We start from the raw sequence: 17,610 nt of genomic DNA, 5'->3' as shown, positions 1-17,610 counted from the left end.
TTAGCGGCTATAGAGGGCGACGCGACGGGGAATCATGATGCTTTCGCTGGAACATCCTATTGGCGAACGCTTTTTCGGGCTGCGGCTCGATACGCTCATCCGCCTGCGATGGCTCGCGATTTCGGGCCAGACGCTGGCTATCGTGGTGGTGCACTGGCTGCTCGGCTTCACCCTGCCGCTGGGTGCCTGCCTCGCGGTGGTGGCGCTGTCGGCCTGGCTGAACCTCGCGCTCCGGCTGCGCAATCCGGGCGCGCGGCGGCTCTCGGACATCGAGGCGGCCTGGCTTCTGGCCTATGACATCCTCCAGCTCGGCGCCCTGCTGTTCCTCACCGGCGGACTCGCCAACCCCTTCGCCTTCCTGTTCCTCGCCCCCGTGCTGATCTCGGCGACGGCGCTCTCCCCGCGCACCACCATCCTGCTCGGCGTGCTGGCGGCGGCCTGCGCGGCGCTGGTGGGGCTGTGGCAGATGCCGCTGCCCTGGTCGGCGGACGATCTGGGCGCGGCCCCCGTGCTGCCGCCCATCTACCTCGCCGCCATCTGGGTGGCGCTCGCCATCGCCATCGCCTTCATCGGCGTGCATGCCTGGCGCGTGGCGGAGGAGACGCGCGAGCTTTCCGAGGCGCTCGCCGCCACCGAACTGGTGCTGGCGCGCGAGCAGCACCTCTCGGCGCTGGACGGCATGGCCGCCGCCGCCGCGCACGAGCTCGGCACGCCGCTCGCCACCATCACGCTGGTGGCGAAGGAGCTGGCGCGGGCGCTCCCCACCGGGAGCCCGATGGCAGAAGACATCCGCCTGCTGGGCGAGCAGGCCCAGCGCTGCCGCGCCATCCTGCGCACGCTCACCTCGCTGGAGGCGGGCGATGCCCCGTTCGACCGCATGCCGCTCTCGCACATCCTGGAGGACGTGGTGGCGCCGCACCGCAATTTCGGCATCGCCATCGAGGTCACGCTGCCGGCACGCGGCATTGACGAGCCGGTCATCGCCCGCAATCCCGGCCTGCTCTACGGGCTCGGCAACATCGTGGAAAACGCGGTCGATTTCGCGGCGGGCCGGGTCAATATCGTCGCCAACTGGAACCATGCCGACGTCACCGTCACCATCACCGATGACGGGCCGGGCTTTCCCCCGGAACTGATCGATTCCATCGGCGCGCCTTACGTGACCAGCCGCGGCCGCAACCGCTGGCGCCGCGAGGCCGTGGAGGCGGGCGAGGACAGCAGCGAGGGGCTCGGGCTCGGCGTGTTCATCGCCAAGACGCTGCTGGAGCGCTCGGGGGCGGAGATCGCCTTCGCCAACCGCACGGCGCCCGCGCATGGCGCCTCGGTGACGGTGCGCTGGCCGCGCGCGCGGGTCGACATCTCGGGCGACCCAGCGAGGGTGCCGGCAGCGGGGCGCAGCTGAGGGGGCTGCGACAATTTTGCACTCGCGTGCCGGCCGGTGTACTGTTTCGGCAGAAAAAAGAGCGATGATTTCCGCGCGGCGCCCGGGAAAGACCCAATGTTGGATGTGACGTCTGAGACTCAGGATCGATCGCTGCTGATCGTGGACGATGATCGCCCCTTCCTGCAGCGTCTCGCGCGGGCCATGGAAACGCGCGGCTTCATCGTCACCACTGCCGAGACGGTCGCCGACGGACTGGCCAGCGTCGAGGGCGTCGCGCCGGCCTTCGCGGTCGTGGACATGCGCCTCGCCGACGGCAACGGGCTCGACGTCATCTCCGCGCTGAAGCGCCGCCGCCCGGAAGCGCGCGGCATCATCCTCACCGGCTACGGCAATATCGCCACCGCCGTGAACGCGGTGAAGATGGGCGCGGTCGACTATCTCGCCAAGCCGGCGGACGCCGACGACATCTGCGCCGCGCTGAGCGTGCAGGGCGATTACAAGCCGCAATTGCCCGAAAATCCGATGTCGGCCGACCGGGTGCGCTGGGAGCATATCCAGCGCGTGTATGAATTGTGCGGACGCAATGTGTCGGAGACCGCGCGGCGCCTTTCCATGCACCGTCGCACGCTCCAGCGCATCCTCGCCAAACGCGCGCCACGCTAGGCGCGTCCTAAGCCTCCCTCGCGTCCCTGGGCGCCTGGCGGAAGGCCATGACCGCGCCGACCTCCACCACGTCGTGGAACACCCCTTCCGGCGCCAGCCGGGCGAGGTTCGTGCGCAGTTCGGCCTCGAAGGCGGGGCGCGCCGCGCCCAGTGCCGCGGGCGAGGTGAGCGAGCGCGAGAAGGCGAGGCCGACCACCTCGTCGATGCGGCGCTCGCGCGCCACGATGCGACCGGTCCGCTCCAGCCAGGCAAAGGGCGAGGCCAGCAGCACCGCCTCATGAGGCACCCAGTCCGGCCCGCGCCTGAGCTTGCGGTCGGCGTAGCGCGCCGGCGCGTGCTTCTCCGCCAGCTTGTCGAGCACGGCGTGATAATCGGGCACCGCGTGCAGCCGCCGGTCGCCCATCAGCACCACGGCGCCCTCGGGCTCGACCAGCGCGTCCAGCGCCTTGAGCGTCGCGACCCGGTCCATCCAGTGGAACGCCCGGCCCATCAGCACCGCGCGGAAGCGGCCCAGCGCCGGGGAGAGGTCGTAGGAGGAGCCTTCGATGAGGGTCAGCCTTACCTCTGCCGCCACTGCGCCAAGGCGCGCGGCCTCCAGCATCGAGGGCTCGGGGTCCATCGCCGTCACGTCATATGCCCGCTGCGCGAAGGCGATGGCGAGCGGCCCCGGCCCGCAGCCGAGGTCGAGCACCCGGTCGCCCAGGGCGAGCCCGAGCCGCAGCGCCACACAGGCGATCAGTTCCGGCGGATATGGCAGGCGATAGCGGTCATAGAACGCGGCCGTCGAGCGGAAGCGGCTCGGGTCGAACGGGATGATCTCGGGTTCGGCAAGGGACGCTGGAAGAGACATGGCCGGCTCCACGCGCGCTTCGCCGCTGGGCGAAGCCGTTCGTCGCGGACCCTGGACGCCCAACGTGTCGGTTATGGGACGCCGCGCTGGCCCCTACACCCGCCGCGCCCTTACACCCGACCGACCCTCACACCCGGAGGCCGTTCTCCAGCGCCAGCGCCTTCAGGCCCTGCTCGGGGCGGGCGCCGATATGGCTGATGATCTCGGCGGCGGCGAGCGCGCCGAGCTTCAACGATTCCTCCGGGGTGAAGCCGCGCGCGAAGCCGTGCAGGTAGCCGCTCGCGAACAGGTCGCCCGCGCCCGTGGTGTCCACCACCTTCGCGACCGGGTGCGCGGGCACCACGACGAGATCCTCGCCCGCCACCGACAGCGCGCCCTTCTCGCTGCGCGTGACCACGCCCCGCGTCACGTCACGGCGCAGCTGGGCCAGCGCGGCGTCGAAGCCGGTCTCGTAGAGCGAGGTCAGTTCGGCCTCGTTGGCGAAGACCAGGTCGACGATGCCCTCGCGCATGAGATTGAGGAATTCGGCCCGGTAGCGGCCGACGCAGAACGCATCCGACAGGGTGAGCGCGACGGTACGACCCGCCTTGTGGGCGATGTCGGCGGCCTTGAGAAAGGCTTCCTTGGCTTCCGCGGGATCCCACAGATAGCCTTCGAGATAGGTGACGCCGGCGCTCGCCACCGCATTCGCGTCGACATCGGCCGGCGTGAGGTGCTGCGCCGCGCCGAGATAGGTGTTCATCGTGCGCTCGCCGTCGGGCGTGACGAGGATGAGGCAGCGTGCGGTGGTCGGCCCGGCCACGGCGGCGGGGGTGGCGTAGGCGACGCCGGCGGCGCGGATGTCATGGGCGAAGATGCCGCCCAGCTCGTCGTCGCGCACCTTGCCGATGAAGCCGGCCCGCCCGCCCAGCGCCGCGATGCCCACCATGGTGTTGGCCGCCGAGCCGCCGGAAATCTCCACGCCCGGCCCCATGTCGGCATAGACCGCCTCGGCCCGCGCCTCGTCGATCAGCGTCATGCCGCCCTTGCGCATGCCGTGCCGGTCGAGGAACGCCTCCTCGGAGCGGGCGATCACGTCGACGATGGCATTGCCGAAGCCGATCACATCAAGCTGCTGGACAGTCATGGAGGCGCTTTCCTTGAAGGGCGGGCGGCGGCGGGAGCCTCCGGGCGGAACCGCAGTGGCGGTAGCAGACGCGGGGGCCGCTCGCAACGCCTCTCGGACCAGCCTCGTCCCTTCTCTCGTCGCTTCTATTGCCCGCCGGTTTCCTTTATCGCAGACCCATGGCCCTGCTGCGTCACGCGTCCACCGTCGCCCTGCTCACCCTCGCCTCGCGGGTGCTCGGCTTCGCGCGCGATGCCGGGGTGGCGGCACTGTTCGGCACCGGCCTGGTGGCGGATGCCTGCGTGGCGGGCCTCGCCCTGCCGCAGCTGGCGCGGCGACTGCTCGGGGAAGGCGCGCTGAACGCGGCGATCCTGCCGCATCTGGGCGGGCCGGCGGGGCCGCGGGGCAGTGCGCAGACCCGCGCCCGCGCCGCAGCGGCGGTCGTGCTGTTCGCCCTTGCCGCAATGGGGCTGGCCGTCCTGCTCTACCTGTTGATGCCCGCCGTCATCGCGCTGCTGGCCCCAGGCTTTCCCGGCGAGGGGCCGAGGGCCGAAGGGGCCGTATTCGCCGGGCGTCTCACCGTCATCTGCCTGCCGCTCGCCATGCTGGCGGGAGTGTTCGCCGCGCTCGCCAACGCCGCCGGGCGCTTCGCGCGCCCCTCCCTCGCGCCGGCGGCGGCCAATGTCGTGGTGCTGGCGCTGCTGGTGGCGCTCTATCTCGCCGGCGCCCACGCGATGTCCCCGGCACTGGCGATCGCCTGGCTGGCGGGCGGGGCTGTCGCCGGGGCGGCGACGCAGTTCGGGCTGAACTTTCTCGCCATGCCGCGCGGGACGTTCGACTGGCGGCTGTCGCGCGCGGCCTTTCGCGCGGGCGGGGCGATGCTCAAGGCCGCGCCGCCGACGCTGTTCGCCGCCGCCCTGCCGCAGCTGCGCTTTCTGGTAGCCGCCGCGGCGGCCTCCAGCATCACGGGAGGCATCGCGGCGCTGTTCTACGCCACCCGCCTCGTCGAGCTGCCGCTCGGGCTGATCGGCGCCAGCGCCGGGGCGGTGCTGCTGCCGGCGCTGGCGGCGGAGGAGTCCCGGCAGGGCCACGAACTCGGCACGCGCGGCATCGAGGCGGCGCTCGCCCTCGCCCTGCCGGCCGCTCTGGGCCTTGCCGTGCTGGCGCACCCGATCGTCACCGTGCTGTTCGAGCGCGGCGCCTTCGACCGGCAGGCGAGCGCGCTCACCGCCACCGCGCTGGCGCTTCTCGCCCTGTCGCTGCCGCTGCAGGCGGTCGAGAAGATCCTCGCGGCGATCGCCTTTTCGCGCGGCTTCGCGCGACTCGTGACCAAGGCGGGGCTGGCGGCGCTGCTGGCCGGCGGCGCGGCCGGGTTTGCCGGAGCAGCCATGCTCGGCATGGCCGGGCCGGCGCTGGGTGTGCTGGTCTCCAGCCTGGTCGGGCTGGGCACGCTCGGCCTCGGGCTGGCCCGGCGCGGGCACCTCGCGCTTTCCCGCCCGGCCCGCCGGCGGATTGGCGGGCTGGTGGCGGCCGCGCTGGTCATGGCCGGCGCCATCGCGCTGGCCCTCACGTTCACCGGCGGCGCCTTCGCCACGAACGGGCTTGGCGCGGCCGGCGCGCTGGCCGGCCTCGTCCTCATCGGGATGATAGTCTATGGCGGGGCAGCGCGGGCGTTCGGCGCCATCGAATTCACCCGGCTCACGGCCGCGCTGCGGCATTAGGGACAGGCGAGACGCGCCTTGCGCTTGCCCGGCCCGGCCGTGCGTGCCATAGCGCGACGCGCGGCGCCCTCCGCCGCAGCCGCGTTTGACGATCAGGACGTCACGACATGGAATTTCAGCAGCGTGTGTTTTCCGGCGTCCAGCCGACCGGAAATCTGCATCTGGGCAATTATCTCGGCGCCATCCAGCGTTTCGTGGCGCTGCAGGACAGCTATGACTGCATCTATTGCGTGGTCGACATGCACGCGATCACGGTGTGGCAGGACCCGATCGAGCTGAAGAAGCAGATCCGCGAGGTCACGGCCGCCTTCATCGCCGCCGGCATCGACCCCGCGAAGCATATCGTGTTCAACCAGAGCCAGGTGTCGGGACACGCCGAACTCGCCTGGGTGTTCAACTGCGTCGCGCGGCTGGGCTGGCTCAACCGCATGACCCAGTTCAAGGAAAAGGCCGGCAAGGACCGCGAGAATGCCTCGGTCGGCCTTTACGCCTATCCGAGCCTGATGGCGGCCGACATCCTGCTCTACCGCGCCACCCATGTGCCGGTGGGCGAGGACCAGAAGCAGCATCTGGAGCTGACGCGCGACATCGCGCAGAAGTTCAACAATGATTTCGGCCCCTCCATCGCCAGCCTTGGACTCGGCGAGAGCTTCTTCCCGCTCACCGAGCCGCTCATCGGCGGGCCGGCGGCGCGGGTGATGAGCCTGCGCGACGGCTCGAAGAAGATGTCGAAATCCGATCCCTCCGACCTCTCGCGCATCAACCTCACCGATGATGCCGACCAGGTCGCCTCGAAGATCCGCAAGGCCAAGACCGACCCCGAGCCGCTGCCCACCGAGGCCGAGGGGCTGAAGGGGCGGCCGGAGGCGGATAATCTCGTCGGCATCTACGCCGCCCTGTCCGACACGCCGAAGGAGCAGGTGCTGACCGATTTCGGCGGCGGGCAGTTCTCCACCTTCAAGTCGGCGCTGGTCGACCTCGCGGTGGCGAAGCTCGGGCCGATCGGCGCCGAGATGAAGCGCCTCGTCGCCGAGCCCACCCATATCGACGCCATCCTGCGCGACGGCGCCGCCCGCGCCCGCGTGCTGGCGGACGAGACCCTGAACCAGGTGAAGGACATCGTCGGCTTCGTGCGCTGAGGCCGGCGGGGCGAGCGGCCTGCGCGGCCGCCCGCTGCCCGTGCTATCCTGAGGCGGAACGGCGGCCGCGCGGCGGGTCCGCCTGTCAAGCTTGTGCCTCTGCCTCCGTTTCGGCGGCCGACGGTGCCGACACGGTTCCATTCGGGAAAAGTCCCATGACGCGCCGGCGCCAGATCCACGAGCCCGGCCACCTGCGCAAGCTCCTGGTGGTGGTGGACGATTCGCCCGAATGCGACCGCGCGGTCTATTACGCCGCGCGCCGGGCGGCACGCACCGCCGGCGGGCTGGTGCTGCTGCGCGTGCTCACCCTCGCCGATGTGGAAAGCCAGTGGTTCGGCGTCGCCGAGCTGATGCGCGCGGAGGCCGCCGACAAGGCGACGGCGCGGCTCGAGCATATGGCCGCGCGCGCCCGCTCGGTCGCCGGCGTCACGGCGCAGACGCTCATCCGCGAGGGCGCGGTAGTCGACGAGATCCTCAAGCTGATCGAGGCGGACGAGGATATCGCGCTGCTGGTGGTGGCCGTGCATGCCGGGCGCGAGGCTCCGGCCTCGCTCATATCCTCGCTCGGCTCCGGGCTCTGGGCGGGCCTGGGCATTCCCATCACCCTCGTGCCGGGCACGCTCTCCGACGCCGAGATCGACGCGCTGGCCTGAGGCCCGACGCTCGGTGCCGCCTCCCCCCTGCGCCCCTCCCCGCGCGCTCCACGAGGGATGTGCGCGGCCGATCCCTTCCCCTCCGCGTCGGGAGGGCTTATCTAGAGGGCACATTCCCCGTCGCCGCGGCCTTGAACCCCGGTGGGCAAGGAGACAGCCATGTTCATCCAGACCGAAGCCACCCCGAACCCTTCCACGCTCAAATTCCTGCCCGGCCGCACCGTGCTCGGCCAGGGCACCTTCGAGGCGCGCGACGCCGGCGAGGCCACGCGCTCGCCGCTCGCCAGCCGGCTGTTCGAGATTGCCGGCGTCACCGGCGTGTTCTTCGGCTCGGACTTCGTGACCGTCACCAAGGACAGCGCGGAATGGGCGCATCTCAAGCCGGCCATTCTCGGCGCGATCATGGAGCACTTCGTCTCCGGCCAGACGCTGCTGCCGGACGACCATGAGCATGCCGAGGACGATGCCTTCTTCGCCGCCGAGGATGCGGGCGTGGTCGATACGATCCGCGAACTGATCGATACGCGCGTCCGGCCGGCGGTGGCCAATGACGGCGGCGACATCACGTTCCGCGGCTACAAGGACGGCGTGGTGTTCCTCGCCATGAAGGGCTCGTGCTCGGGCTGCCCGTCCTCCACCGCGACGCTGAAGAACGGCATCGAGAACCTGCTGCGCCACTTCGTCCCCGACGTGGTGGAAGTGCGGCCGGTCTGAGAGCCCCGACGCCGCGACCCACCCGGCTGCGCCGGTCCCTTTCCTTCCGGCGCGGAGCGTGTGCATCGTGAGCGACGACAGGTTGAAACGATGCTGATTCTCGCCCTCGATACTGCGCTCGAAGCCTGTTCCGTGGCGCTCTACGACACGACCTCGCACCAGACGCTGGCGTCCGGGCACGAGACGATGAGCCGTGGCCATGCCGAGGCGCTGATTCCGATGGTCGACAGCGTCATGCAGGAGGCTCGGCTCGGGTTCAGTGACATTGACTGCTTCGCCGTCACCGTCGGTCCGGGCAGTTTCACCGGCCTCCGGGTCGGGCTCTCCGCCGCGCGCGGTTTCCGCATCGCCACCGGCCGGCCGGTCATCGGCCTGTCCACACTCGCCGTGCTCGCCGCGCCGCTTCTCGCGGTGAACGACGCGGTCCCGGTCGCGGCGGCGATCGATGCGCGGCACGGCAATGTCTATCTGCAGATGATCGGCGCCGCCGGGCGCGTGCTGGTGGGCCCGCGCGCCATGGCGCTGAAGGATGCCGCCCGCTCCATCGCCATCGGCCCGGTCCGCATCGTCGGCTCGGGCGCCGCCCTGCTGGCGCAGGCCTGGCCGTCCGGCGAGAGGCCCCCGATCAGCGTCGATCCCGCCGCCACGCCCGATGCGGTCTGGCTCGCGCGCCTCGCCATTGTGGCCGACCCCGCCCGCTCGGAGCCGCGCCCGCTCTATCTGCGCGAGGCCGACGCCAAGCCGCAGACGGCCGGAAGGATCGCGCGACGATGACCTCCCGGCTGTTCGAGCTTCTCGGCATCACGCGCCCCGACACGGCGCTGCGAACGGCCTGCACGGCCGATGCCGACGCGCTCGCGCAGATTCATTCGCAGAGCTTCCGCATCGGCTGGGACGCGTCGGAATTCGAGCGCCTGCTGGCCAACCGGCTCAGTCGCTGCCTGGTGGCGACGGAAGGCCCGACCGGGCGCATACTCGGCTTCATCCTGCTCAGCGGCGTGTCACCGGAGATGGAAATTCTCTCCGTCGCGGTCGCCCCGTCCCGCCGGGGCGAGGGCATTGCCCGCCGGCTGGTGGTGGCCGCCTTCGCCGAACTGGCCGCCCAGGGCTTCAGGACCGTGTTCCTGGAGGTCGAGGAGGGCAACGCGCCGGCGCTGCGGCTCTACCAGCACACCGGCTTTCAGGAGATCGGCCGGCGGTCGGGCTATTATCGCAGCGCGGCGGGCGAACCGGCGGCCGCGCTGGTGATGCGGCGCGATATCGCCTGAGAGACGATTGCCCTTTGCGTTCCGCCTGCGCCATAAGGCATCGGGAACCGCAGGCCGCGACGGGAGACCGGGCGTAGATGAACGAAAAGCCGACCGCCATCGAGGAAGCCTGCGTGACGCTGGGCCTGCGCATGACCGACCAGCGTCGCGTCATCGCCCGCATCATCGCCGACGCGCAGGACCATCCCGACGTGGAGGAACTGCACCGCCGCGCCGCGGCGATCGACGACCGCATCTCGATCTCCACCGTCTATCGCACGGTCAAGCTGTTCGAGGATGCCGGCATCATCGAGCGCCACGATTTCCGCGACGGGCGCTCGCGCTACGAGCCGGTGCCGGACGAGCACCACGACCACCTGATCGACCTGCGCTCGGGCACGGTCGTCGAGTTCCGCTCGGAGGAAATCGAACGGCTGCAGGAAGAGGTTGCCCGCAAGCTGGGCTACCGGCTGGTCGGCCACCGGCTGGAGCTCTACGGCGTGCCGCTCGACAAGAAGACGGACTGAGCCCCGGCCATGCGTGCGGGAGGGCTGCGTGTCGGGCTGGTGCTGGTGCCGGTGGTTCTCGTCACGCTGATCGGCATCCCGCTGCAATGGCTGGCGGTGCGGTACCGGCTACCGGCGCGCCGGACCCTGCCGCTTCTCTATCATCGCATCGTGCTGGCACTGGTGGGAGTGCGGGTCCGCGTGGTGGGGGCGCCGGCGACGGCCCGCCCGCTGCTGCTCGTGTCCAACCACGTGTCCTGGCTGGATATCTGCGTGCTCGGCTCCTGCCTGCCGCTGTGCTTCGTCGCCAAAGCCGAGGTGGCGGGCTGGCCCGGCATCGGCCTGCTGGCGAAGCTCCAGCGGACCATCTTCGTCGATCGCACCTCCCGCGCCGCCACCGGCAAGGTGGCCGGCGAGATGGCGGCGCGCATGAATGACGGCGATCCGGTGGTGCTGTTCGCGGAAGGCACGTCCAGCGACGGCAACCGGGTGCTGCAATTCCGCTCGGCGCTGATCGGCGCCGCGCGGGCCACCCTCGGAGAGGGTGCGGCAGCGGGGGATGCGGCGGGCGCGGCGATCCTCCAGCCGCTCGCCATCGCCTATGTCCGCCAGAACGGCGTGCCGCTCGGCCGCGCCGGGCGCCCGCGCCTCGCCTGGTATGGCGACATGGACCTCGCGCCCCATCTCCTCGCCGTGCTGCGGCGCGGGGCGGTGGATGTCGAGGTGCATTTCGGCGCCCCGCTCGACGCCGGCGACCGCAAGGCGGCGACGCTCCGGGCGGAGGCCGCGAGCCGCACCATGCTGGCGCGCGCGCTCACGGGGCGCTGACATTTCCCGGGCAAGGCGGATGCACGCAAGCGCCTCCGTCTCGTGTCTCCCGCATTCCCTTTTCGCGGGAATCCCGCTACACAGGTCACAAGGTGTCATTTGTGGAGACGTAGGCGATCCCGACCTCGGTGCGAGCGACGATTTTCGGATGCGCCTTGTCGAGGGCGCTCTCGTCGCGCGCCCGAACGTTCAACGCAAGGGACCGCGCCGCCATCGGCGCCACGCGGGCCGGGTCGATCGATACGCCATGACTGAGCCGCGCAAACTCTACGTCCGCTCCTTCGGCTGCCAGATGAACGTCTATGACGCCCAGCGCATGACGGACACGCTGGCCAGGGAAGGCTATGTCGAGACCGACACGGCCGAGGACGCCGACCTCGTCATCCTCAACACCTGCCATATCCGCGAGAAGGCGGCCGAGAAGGTTTATTCTGAGCTGGGGCGCCTGCGCAAAAGCCAGGAAGAAGCCGGCCGCCGGCAGATGGTGGCGGTCGCCGGCTGCGTCGCGCAGGCGGAAGGCGCGGAAATCCTCAAGCGCGCCCGCACAGTCGATCTCGTGGTCGGCCCGCAGAGCTACCACAAGCTGCCCGAGCTGATCGCGCAGGCGGAAGCGCGCGGCTCCAACCGCCGCGCCGGCATCGTCGAGACCGAGTTCCCGGTCGAGGACAAGTTCGATTTTCTCCCGCCCCCGAGCCGCGCCGCCATCGCCAAGCGCGGCCCCACCGCTTTCGTCACCGTGCAGGAAGGCTGCGACAAGTTCTGCACCTTCTGCGTCGTGCCCTATACGCGGGGCGCCGAGGTCTCGCGCCCGGTGGCCAAGATCCTCGACGAGGTGATCCGCCTCGCCGATGGCGGGGTGCGCGAGGTGACGCTGATCGGCCAGAACGTCAACGGCTATCACGGCGTTGACGCGGGCGGGCGCGATGTCGGCCTCGCTGAACTGGTGCGCCGCGTGGCGCAGGTGCCCGGCATCGCCCGGGTGCGTTACACCACCAGCCACCCGCGCGACATGGATGACGATCTGATCGCCGCCCATCGCGACCTGCCCGCGCTGATGCCCTACCTGCATCTGCCGGTGCAGTCGGGCTCCAACCGGGTTCTCGCGGCGATGAACCGCCGGCACGACCGCGAGCTGTTCTTCGCGATCGTGGAAAAGGTGCGCGCAGCGCGGCCAGACATCGCCTTCTCCTCCGATTTCATCGTCGGCTTCCCCGGCGAGACCGACGAGGATTTCGCCGACACGCTGGACCTCGTCGAAAAGGTCGGCTTCGCTGGCGCCTTCTCGTTCAAATATTCCTCGCGCCCGGGCACGCCGGCGGCCAGCATGGACGGCCAGCTTCCCGAGGATGTGAAATCGGCGCGCATCCATGCGCTGCAGGCCCTGCTGGACCGGCAGAAGGCGGCGTTCGACGCGGCCTGCCGCGGGCGCCGCTTCGAGATCCTGCTGGAGAAGCCGGGCCGCTTCCCCGGCCAGCTCATCGGCCGCTCGCCCTATCTGCAGTCGGTGGTGGTCGAGGCGCCGGTCGAGGCGATCGGTACGCTGGCGCTGGTTGACGTGCGCGAGGTCAGCACCAAGAGTCTTTCGGGTGACATCGTCGGTGGCGAATTCTTCGCCGACAATGTCGGCATGAATCGTTCGGCGAGGCAGAGCGAGAAGGTGGAGGCGTGAGCGTGCGTCGACCTGGTGGTTCCGATTCCGACCGTACCTTGGTTGCCACCCGCGCGGGTGGACCGGGAGGTTCGCCGCCGCGAACCGCCAGCCGCCCCGAGGCGCGATGGCTCGACACCCCGGACGACGCGCCGAGCCAGATCGTGCTCGCTTTCGACGACAACCGCCTCGCCAGCCTGCTGTTCGGCCATTACGGGCAGAACCTCGCGCTGGTCGAGCGGCGCCTCGAGATCGTCGCCGAGCAGCGCGGCAACCATGTCACGCTGGAAGGCCAGCGGGAGGCCTGCGACCAGGCCCGCCACGTGCTGGAAACGCTCTATGCCCGCCTCAAGAAGGGTGGCGAGATCGCGCCCGGCGATGTCGAGGGCGTGCTGCGCGAGGCTGCCAGCCAGGGCTTCCTGTTCGATTTCGATCCCGCGACCAAGAAGCAGAGCTTCGACGAGATCCAGCTGCGCCGGCGCCCGGTGCGCGCCCGCACCGCCGCGCAGGACGCCTATATCCGCGCGCTGAAGCGGCACACGCTGGTGTTCGGCGTCGGCCCGGCCGGCACCGGCAAGACCTGGCTGGCCGTGGCCTATGCGGTGCACCTGCTGGAGCGCCGGGTGGTGGACAAGATCATCCTCTCCCGCCCGGCCGTGGAGGCGGGCGAGCGGCTCGGCTTCCTGCCCGGCGACATGAAGGAGAAGGTCGATCCCTATCTGCGGCCGATCTACGACGCGCTGCACGACCTGATGGACCGCGCCTTTGTCGAGCGGGCGATGACGTCGGGCGAGATCGAGATCGCCCCGCTGGCCTTCATGCGCGGGCGCACGCTGGCCAATGCCTGCGTCATCCTCGACGAGGCGCAGAACACCACCTCGATGCAGATGAAGATGTTCCTCACCCGTCTGGGCGAGAACTCCCACATGATCGTCACCGGCGATCCCAGCCAGATCGACCTGCCGCCGGGCCAGACCTCGGGCCTCGCCGAGGCGGTGGCTCTGTTGAGCCATGTCGAAGGCGTCGAGGTCTGTCATTTCGCGGCCGCCGACGTGGTGCGGCATGAGCTGGTCGGGCGCATCGTCGCCGCCTATGACGGCAAGGCCGCCAGCGCGCGCGCCCGTGCCGAGGCGCGGGCCAACGAGGTGGCCGGTGCCGTCGAGGCGCCACCGCGATGAGCGAGGCGCCCGCCATCGGCTTTGCCCTTGAGGTCGACGTCCTGGTCGAGGCCAGCGGCTGGTCGGCGCTTCCCGAGGCGGCCGGGCTGGTCACGCGGGCGGTGATGGCGGCCTGCGAGGGCGCGTCCGCCGATTATGAACTCGACCTCGACGGCGCCGAGATCGCCGTGAAGCTGACCGACGACGCCGCCATCCGCGCGCTCAACCGCGACTGGCGCGGCAAGGACAGCGCCACCAACGTGCTCTCCTTCCCCACGCCCGAGGTGGCGCGCGAAGGGGGCGATCCCCATTTCGGCGACATCGCCATCGCCTTCGAGACGCTGGAGCGCGAGGCGGCCAGCGAGGGCAAGCCCCTTGCCGACCATCTCGTGCATCTGGCGGTCCATGGTACTCTGCATCTCGTCGGCTACGACCATGAGGTCACCGAGGAAGCGGAGGAGATGGAGGCGATGGAACGCCACGTGCTCGCCAGCCTCGGCATTCCCGACCCCTATGCCGACACGGAACCCGTTCAACAACACCCTTAGAGGCCAATGTCCGACCCCGTTTCCCATTCCTCCTCCGGCTCCAGCGAAGGGCCGGCTGCCGGACCAAGTAGTACCGGATCCAGTAACGGTTCGTCCGGCGGCTCGACGTCCGGCGCAGGGCAGAGTAGAAGCGCCGCCCGCGCCGACGCGCGCGGCGGCCTGTTCGACCGGCTCCGCCATCTCATCGGGGGCTGGCGGTCCACCGGATCGCTGCGCGACGATCTCGCGGAAGCGCTGTCGACCAGCATGGACACCGGCTCCGACCTGACCGCCACCGAGCGGTCCATGCTCAAGAGCATTCTCGACCTGCGCGAGCTGCGCATCGGCGACGTGATGGTGCCGCGCGCCGACATCATCGCCGTGCAGAAGGACATCACGCTCGGCGAACTGCTCGCCGTGTTCGCCGATGCCGGGCATTCGCGTCTCGTCGTCTATGACGACACGCTCGACGACCCGGTCGGCATGGTCCACATCCGCGACCTCGTCACCTATCTCACCCAGCGCGCCATGATGCCGCGCCGGGGTGAGGCGCGCAGCGACGCCCGCAACGAGGCGAAGAGCGAGACAAAGAGCGACAACGGGCGGGCCAATGGCGAAGGCGCCAAGGAGCGGCCCCACATGCGCGGCTGGGATCTCGCGCACCCGCTGCCGGCCTTCAACCTCAAGGCCATCGACCTCAGCGCCACGCTGAGCGCCGCCAAGCTGATCCGCCGTCTGCTGTTCGTGCCGCCTTCCATGCCGTCCATCGAATTGCTGGCCAGCATGCAGGCGAGCCGCATTCACCTCGCGCTGGTGGTGGATGAGTATGGCGGCACGGACGGCATCGTCTCGATGGAGGATCTGGTCGAGGAGATCGTCGGCGATATCGAGGACGAGCACGACGACGACGAGACCCCGCTCATCGCCCGCCAGGCCGACGGCAGCTTCATCGCCGATGCCCGCGCCAGCCTCGAGGACGTCGCCGAAATGATCGATCCGGCCTTCGCGGCCGGCGAGGAGGCGGAGGAAGTCGATACGCTGGGCGGCCTTCTGGTCACCATTGCCGGGCGCGTGCCGGTGCGCGGCGAAATCGTTCCCGGGCCGGGCCAGTTCGAGATCGAGGTGCTCGATGCCGATCCGCGCCGGGTCAAGCGGCTGCGCATCTCCCGCGCCGGCGAAGGCGACACCCCGGTCCGCCGGGCATCGGCGCAGTCCGAGGAGACCGTGCGGGAGGATCCCGCCCGCAGCGGCGCGGCCAGCCTGCCGCCACCGGCCGAACAGGCCAGCGGCCGTCGTCCCTCCCCCTCCGGCACACCGAATGAAGCGGCCTAAGACGCGTCGATGATGCTGACTCCGGCCCTGCTGCGGGGCGCATCCACCCGCTGGCGCGTGCTCGCCGCGCTCACGGCGGGTGGGCTCTCGGCGCTCGCCATGCCGCCGTTCGGCCTGTGGCCGGTGCTCGCCGCCACCCTGCCGGTGCTGGTCGGGCTGATCGACGCGGCGAGCGAGGCGCGCAGCCTTCGGCGGCGGCTCGGCGGCGCCTTCGCCAGCGGCTGGCTGTTCGGCATGGGCTATTTCCTCGCCGGCCTGTGGTGGATCGGCGAGGCCTTCCTGGTGCAGGCCGATGCCTTCGCCTGGCTCATGCCCTTCGCCGTGCTGCTGCTGCCGGCGGGCCTGGCACTCTTTGCCGGGCTCGGCTGCGCGCTGGCGGTGCTGCTGTGGTCGCGCGGCTGGGGGCGGCTCTTCGCCTTTGCCGGGGCGCTGACGCTGACGGAGTGGCTGCGCGGTTTCCTGCTGACCGGCTTTCCCTGGAATAATTTCGGCTACGCGCTGGCCAATGACCTGCGCTTTGCCCAGGCCGCCTCGGTGGTCGGGCTCCTTGGCCTGTGCTGGCTGACGCTGATCACCCTCGCCAGCCCGGCGGCGCTGTTCGACGAGGAGGCGACGCCGCGCGGACGCCAGTTGCCGCTCGCATTCGCCATCGGGCTGCTCGCGCTCGTGTGGGCCGGCGGGCAGTGGCGCCTGGCCACCACCGAGGTCGGGACCGTGGCCGGCGTGCATCTGCGGATCATGCAGCCGGACCTGCCGCAGGACCAGAAATTCCGCTATGACGCGCGCCGCAGCGTGATGGACCTCTATGTCGCGACCAGCGAGAGCCAGGGCGGGCTTACCGGCGTCACCCACCTGATCTGGCCGGAATCGGCCTTTCCCTTCTTCTACGAGCGCGAACCCGAGGCCCAGGCCCGCATCGCCGCCATGCTGCCGCCAGGGGCCTTGCTCATCACCGGCGCCGCCCGGCTGGAGCCGGTGCCCGGGCAGCCGCGGCCGAAGGCCTATAACAGTCTCAGGGTGATCGACGCGCGTGGCGAAGTGATCGCCGATGCCGACAAGGTGCACCTCGTTCCGTTCGGCGAATACCTGCCGTTCCAGGAAACGCTGGAGGCGCTCGGCTTCGAGCAACTGACCCGCCAGCGGGGCGGCTTCACCGCCGCCAGCCATCGCCAGCCGATGGCGATCCCCGGCCTGCCGCTGGCGGTGCCGCTCATCTGTTACGAAGCGATCTTTCCCGAGGAGCTGATGCCGGCATCCGCGCCCGGAGCGGCACGGCCGGGATTCCTGCTCAATGTCTCCAACGATGCCTGGTTCGGCCTCACGCCCGGCCCCTACCAGCACTTCGAACAGGCGCGCCTCCGGGCGGTGGAACAGGGCCTGCCACTTATACGCGCAACCAATAACGGCATTTCGGCGATCGTCGATCCGCTTGGCCGAATTATGGGCATACTACCTCTGGGTGTACGCGGCGTGCTCGATGGCCCCCTCCCGTTACCTCTCGCTCCGCCAATTTATACAAGCATCGGCAACTTATTACCACATTTTCTGGTGCTGATGAGCCTATTGCTGGCCCTGCTGGGGCATCGGAGGCAGTTGCACCTCTAGATTGATCGACGGTGCCCAACGCTTTGCCTAGACTGATGCTTGTTCGGGCACACCTTCTCCCCGCTAGGCCGGCGGGGGCAGGGTTTTTTTTGCTTGCGGTCGGAGACCTCGATGACCAAAAAATCTCCCAACCCCATCGACAAGCATGTCGGCAGTCGGGTGCGCATGCGCCGGATGATGGTCGGCATGAGCCAGGAAAAGCTGGGGGAAAATCTGGGCATCACCTTTCAGCAGATCCAGAAATACGAGAAGGGCACGAACCGGATCGGGGCCAGCCGGCTGCAGAACATTTCCAGCGTGCTCGGCGTTCCGGTCGCGTTTTTCTTCGAGGGAATCCCGAACACCACGCCCGGGACCGCGGGATTTGCCGAAGACGCCTCGCCCGCCTATGTCGCCGATTTTCTCGCCACGAACGAAGGCCTCGCCCTCACGCGCGCCTTCCTAAAAATACCGGATAGCAAGGTGCGGCGCCGGATTGTCGATCTGGTCGAGGCCCTGGCGGGCGGCGAACCGGTGGCCTGAGACCTGCCT

The 17,610-nt window shown here is 70.0% G+C and carries 18 protein-coding genes; 16 read left to right on the top strand and 2 right to left on the bottom strand.

Annotated elements, in window-relative coordinates; translation table 11 throughout:
• The first annotated feature begins 34 nt into the window (after window positions 1-34).
• Together FHS55_RS06605 and FHS55_RS06600 are read left to right on the top strand one after the other, a co-directional pair.
• Window positions 35-1,402, top strand: a complete 1,368-nt coding sequence (locus FHS55_RS06605) for an ActS/PrrB/RegB family redox-sensitive histidine kinase (protein ID WP_183188904.1) — start codon at window positions 35-37, stop codon at window positions 1,400-1,402.
• Window positions 1,403-1,498: 96 nt separating this feature from the next.
• Window positions 1,499-2,047, top strand: a complete 549-nt coding sequence (locus FHS55_RS06600; protein ID WP_183188903.1) for an ActR/PrrA/RegA family redox response regulator transcription factor — start codon at window positions 1,499-1,501, stop codon at window positions 2,045-2,047.
• A gap of 7 nt (window positions 2,048-2,054) precedes the next feature.
• Here the strand turns inward: FHS55_RS06600 and FHS55_RS06595 are convergent, their stop codons facing one another.
• Both FHS55_RS06595 and FHS55_RS06590 read right to left on the bottom strand, forming a co-directional pair.
• On the bottom strand, window positions 2,055-2,897 hold the full coding sequence (locus tag FHS55_RS06595; protein ID WP_183188902.1) for a class I SAM-dependent methyltransferase: 843 nt from the start codon (window positions 2,895-2,897) through the stop codon (window positions 2,055-2,057).
• A 127-nt stretch (window positions 2,898-3,024) separates the two neighbouring features.
• Window positions 3,025-4,023 carry an adenosine kinase gene (locus FHS55_RS06590; RefSeq protein WP_183188901.1) on the bottom strand — a complete coding sequence of 333 codons (999 nt, stop codon included), beginning with the start codon at window positions 4,021-4,023 and terminating at the stop codon, window positions 3,025-3,027.
• Between the two features lie 158 nt (window positions 4,024-4,181).
• Between FHS55_RS06590 and murJ the strand changes: the two genes are divergently transcribed.
• The 14 genes from murJ (at window position 4,182) to FHS55_RS06520 (ending at window position 17,601) form a co-directional block, all read left to right on the top strand.
• Window positions 4,182-5,723, top strand: a complete 1,542-nt coding sequence (gene murJ / locus FHS55_RS06585; protein ID WP_183188900.1) for a murein biosynthesis integral membrane protein MurJ — start codon at window positions 4,182-4,184, stop codon at window positions 5,721-5,723.
• A 107-nt stretch (window positions 5,724-5,830) separates the two neighbouring features.
• Window positions 5,831-6,862, top strand: a complete 1,032-nt coding sequence (gene trpS, locus FHS55_RS06580) for a tryptophan--tRNA ligase (protein WP_183188899.1) — start codon at window positions 5,831-5,833, stop codon at window positions 6,860-6,862.
• 155 nt (window positions 6,863-7,017) lie between these two features.
• A complete protein-coding gene (locus FHS55_RS06575; protein ID WP_183188898.1) occupies window positions 7,018-7,515 on the top strand; it encodes a universal stress protein in 498 nt (165 codons plus the stop codon).
• Between the two features lie 159 nt (window positions 7,516-7,674).
• Window positions 7,675-8,229 (top strand): NifU family protein, encoded by a 555-nt coding sequence (locus FHS55_RS06570; protein WP_183188897.1) that lies wholly within the window; start codon window positions 7,675-7,677, stop codon window positions 8,227-8,229.
• 90 nt (window positions 8,230-8,319) lie between these two features.
• Window positions 8,320-9,003, top strand: a complete 684-nt coding sequence (tsaB, locus tag FHS55_RS06565; RefSeq protein WP_183188896.1) for a tRNA (adenosine(37)-N6)-threonylcarbamoyltransferase complex dimerization subunit type 1 TsaB — start codon at window positions 8,320-8,322, stop codon at window positions 9,001-9,003.
• The gene (rimI, locus tag FHS55_RS06560; RefSeq protein WP_183188895.1) at window positions 9,000-9,497 is read left to right on the top strand and encodes a ribosomal protein S18-alanine N-acetyltransferase; all 498 of its coding nucleotides are present in this window, start codon (window positions 9,000-9,002) and stop codon (window positions 9,495-9,497) included. The genes tsaB and rimI overlap by 4 nt, the downstream gene beginning before the upstream one ends.
• Window positions 9,498-9,574: 77 nt before the next feature.
• On the top strand, window positions 9,575-10,003 hold the full coding sequence (locus FHS55_RS06555; RefSeq protein ID WP_183188894.1) for a Fur family transcriptional regulator: 429 nt from the start codon (window positions 9,575-9,577) through the stop codon (window positions 10,001-10,003).
• Window positions 10,004-10,012: 9 nt separating this feature from the next.
• Window positions 10,013-10,810: a lyso-ornithine lipid O-acyltransferase gene (gene olsA / locus FHS55_RS06550; protein WP_246339906.1), complete on the top strand. Its 798-nt coding sequence runs from the start codon at window positions 10,013-10,015 to the stop codon at window positions 10,808-10,810.
• 247 nt (window positions 10,811-11,057) lie between these two features.
• Window positions 11,058-12,479: a tRNA (N6-isopentenyl adenosine(37)-C2)-methylthiotransferase MiaB gene (miaB, locus tag FHS55_RS06545; protein ID WP_183188893.1), complete on the top strand. Its 1,422-nt coding sequence runs from the start codon at window positions 11,058-11,060 to the stop codon at window positions 12,477-12,479.
• Window positions 12,480-12,517: 38 nt separating this feature from the next.
• Window positions 12,518-13,636 carry a PhoH family protein gene (locus FHS55_RS06540; protein WP_183189249.1) on the top strand — a complete coding sequence of 373 codons (1,119 nt, stop codon included), beginning with the start codon at window positions 12,518-12,520 and terminating at the stop codon, window positions 13,634-13,636.
• Complete coding sequence (ybeY, locus tag FHS55_RS06535) at window positions 13,633-14,163, top strand: rRNA maturation RNase YbeY (RefSeq protein WP_183188892.1); 531 nt, start codon at window positions 13,633-13,635, stop codon at window positions 14,161-14,163. Before FHS55_RS06540 ends, ybeY begins: the two co-directional genes overlap by 4 nt.
• A gap of 6 nt (window positions 14,164-14,169) precedes the next feature.
• Complete coding sequence (locus tag FHS55_RS06530; protein WP_183188891.1) at window positions 14,170-15,474, top strand: transporter associated domain-containing protein; 1,305 nt, start codon at window positions 14,170-14,172, stop codon at window positions 15,472-15,474.
• A 12-nt stretch (window positions 15,475-15,486) separates the two neighbouring features.
• A complete protein-coding gene (lnt, locus tag FHS55_RS06525) occupies window positions 15,487-17,079 on the top strand; it encodes an apolipoprotein N-acyltransferase (protein WP_183189248.1) in 1,593 nt (530 codons plus the stop codon).
• A 111-nt stretch (window positions 17,080-17,190) separates the two neighbouring features.
• Window positions 17,191-17,601: a helix-turn-helix domain-containing protein gene (locus FHS55_RS06520; RefSeq protein WP_183189247.1), complete on the top strand. Its 411-nt coding sequence runs from the start codon at window positions 17,191-17,193 to the stop codon at window positions 17,599-17,601.
• Window positions 17,602-17,610: the final 9 nt, after the last annotated feature.

This window comes from Ancylobacter tetraedralis (assembly GCF_014195655.1).
Taxonomy (GTDB): Bacteria; Pseudomonadota; Alphaproteobacteria; order Rhizobiales; family Xanthobacteraceae; genus Ancylobacter; species Ancylobacter tetraedralis.
Note: the sequence above shows the minus strand (reverse complement) of the source record. Positions and strands in the feature narration are given on the sequence as shown.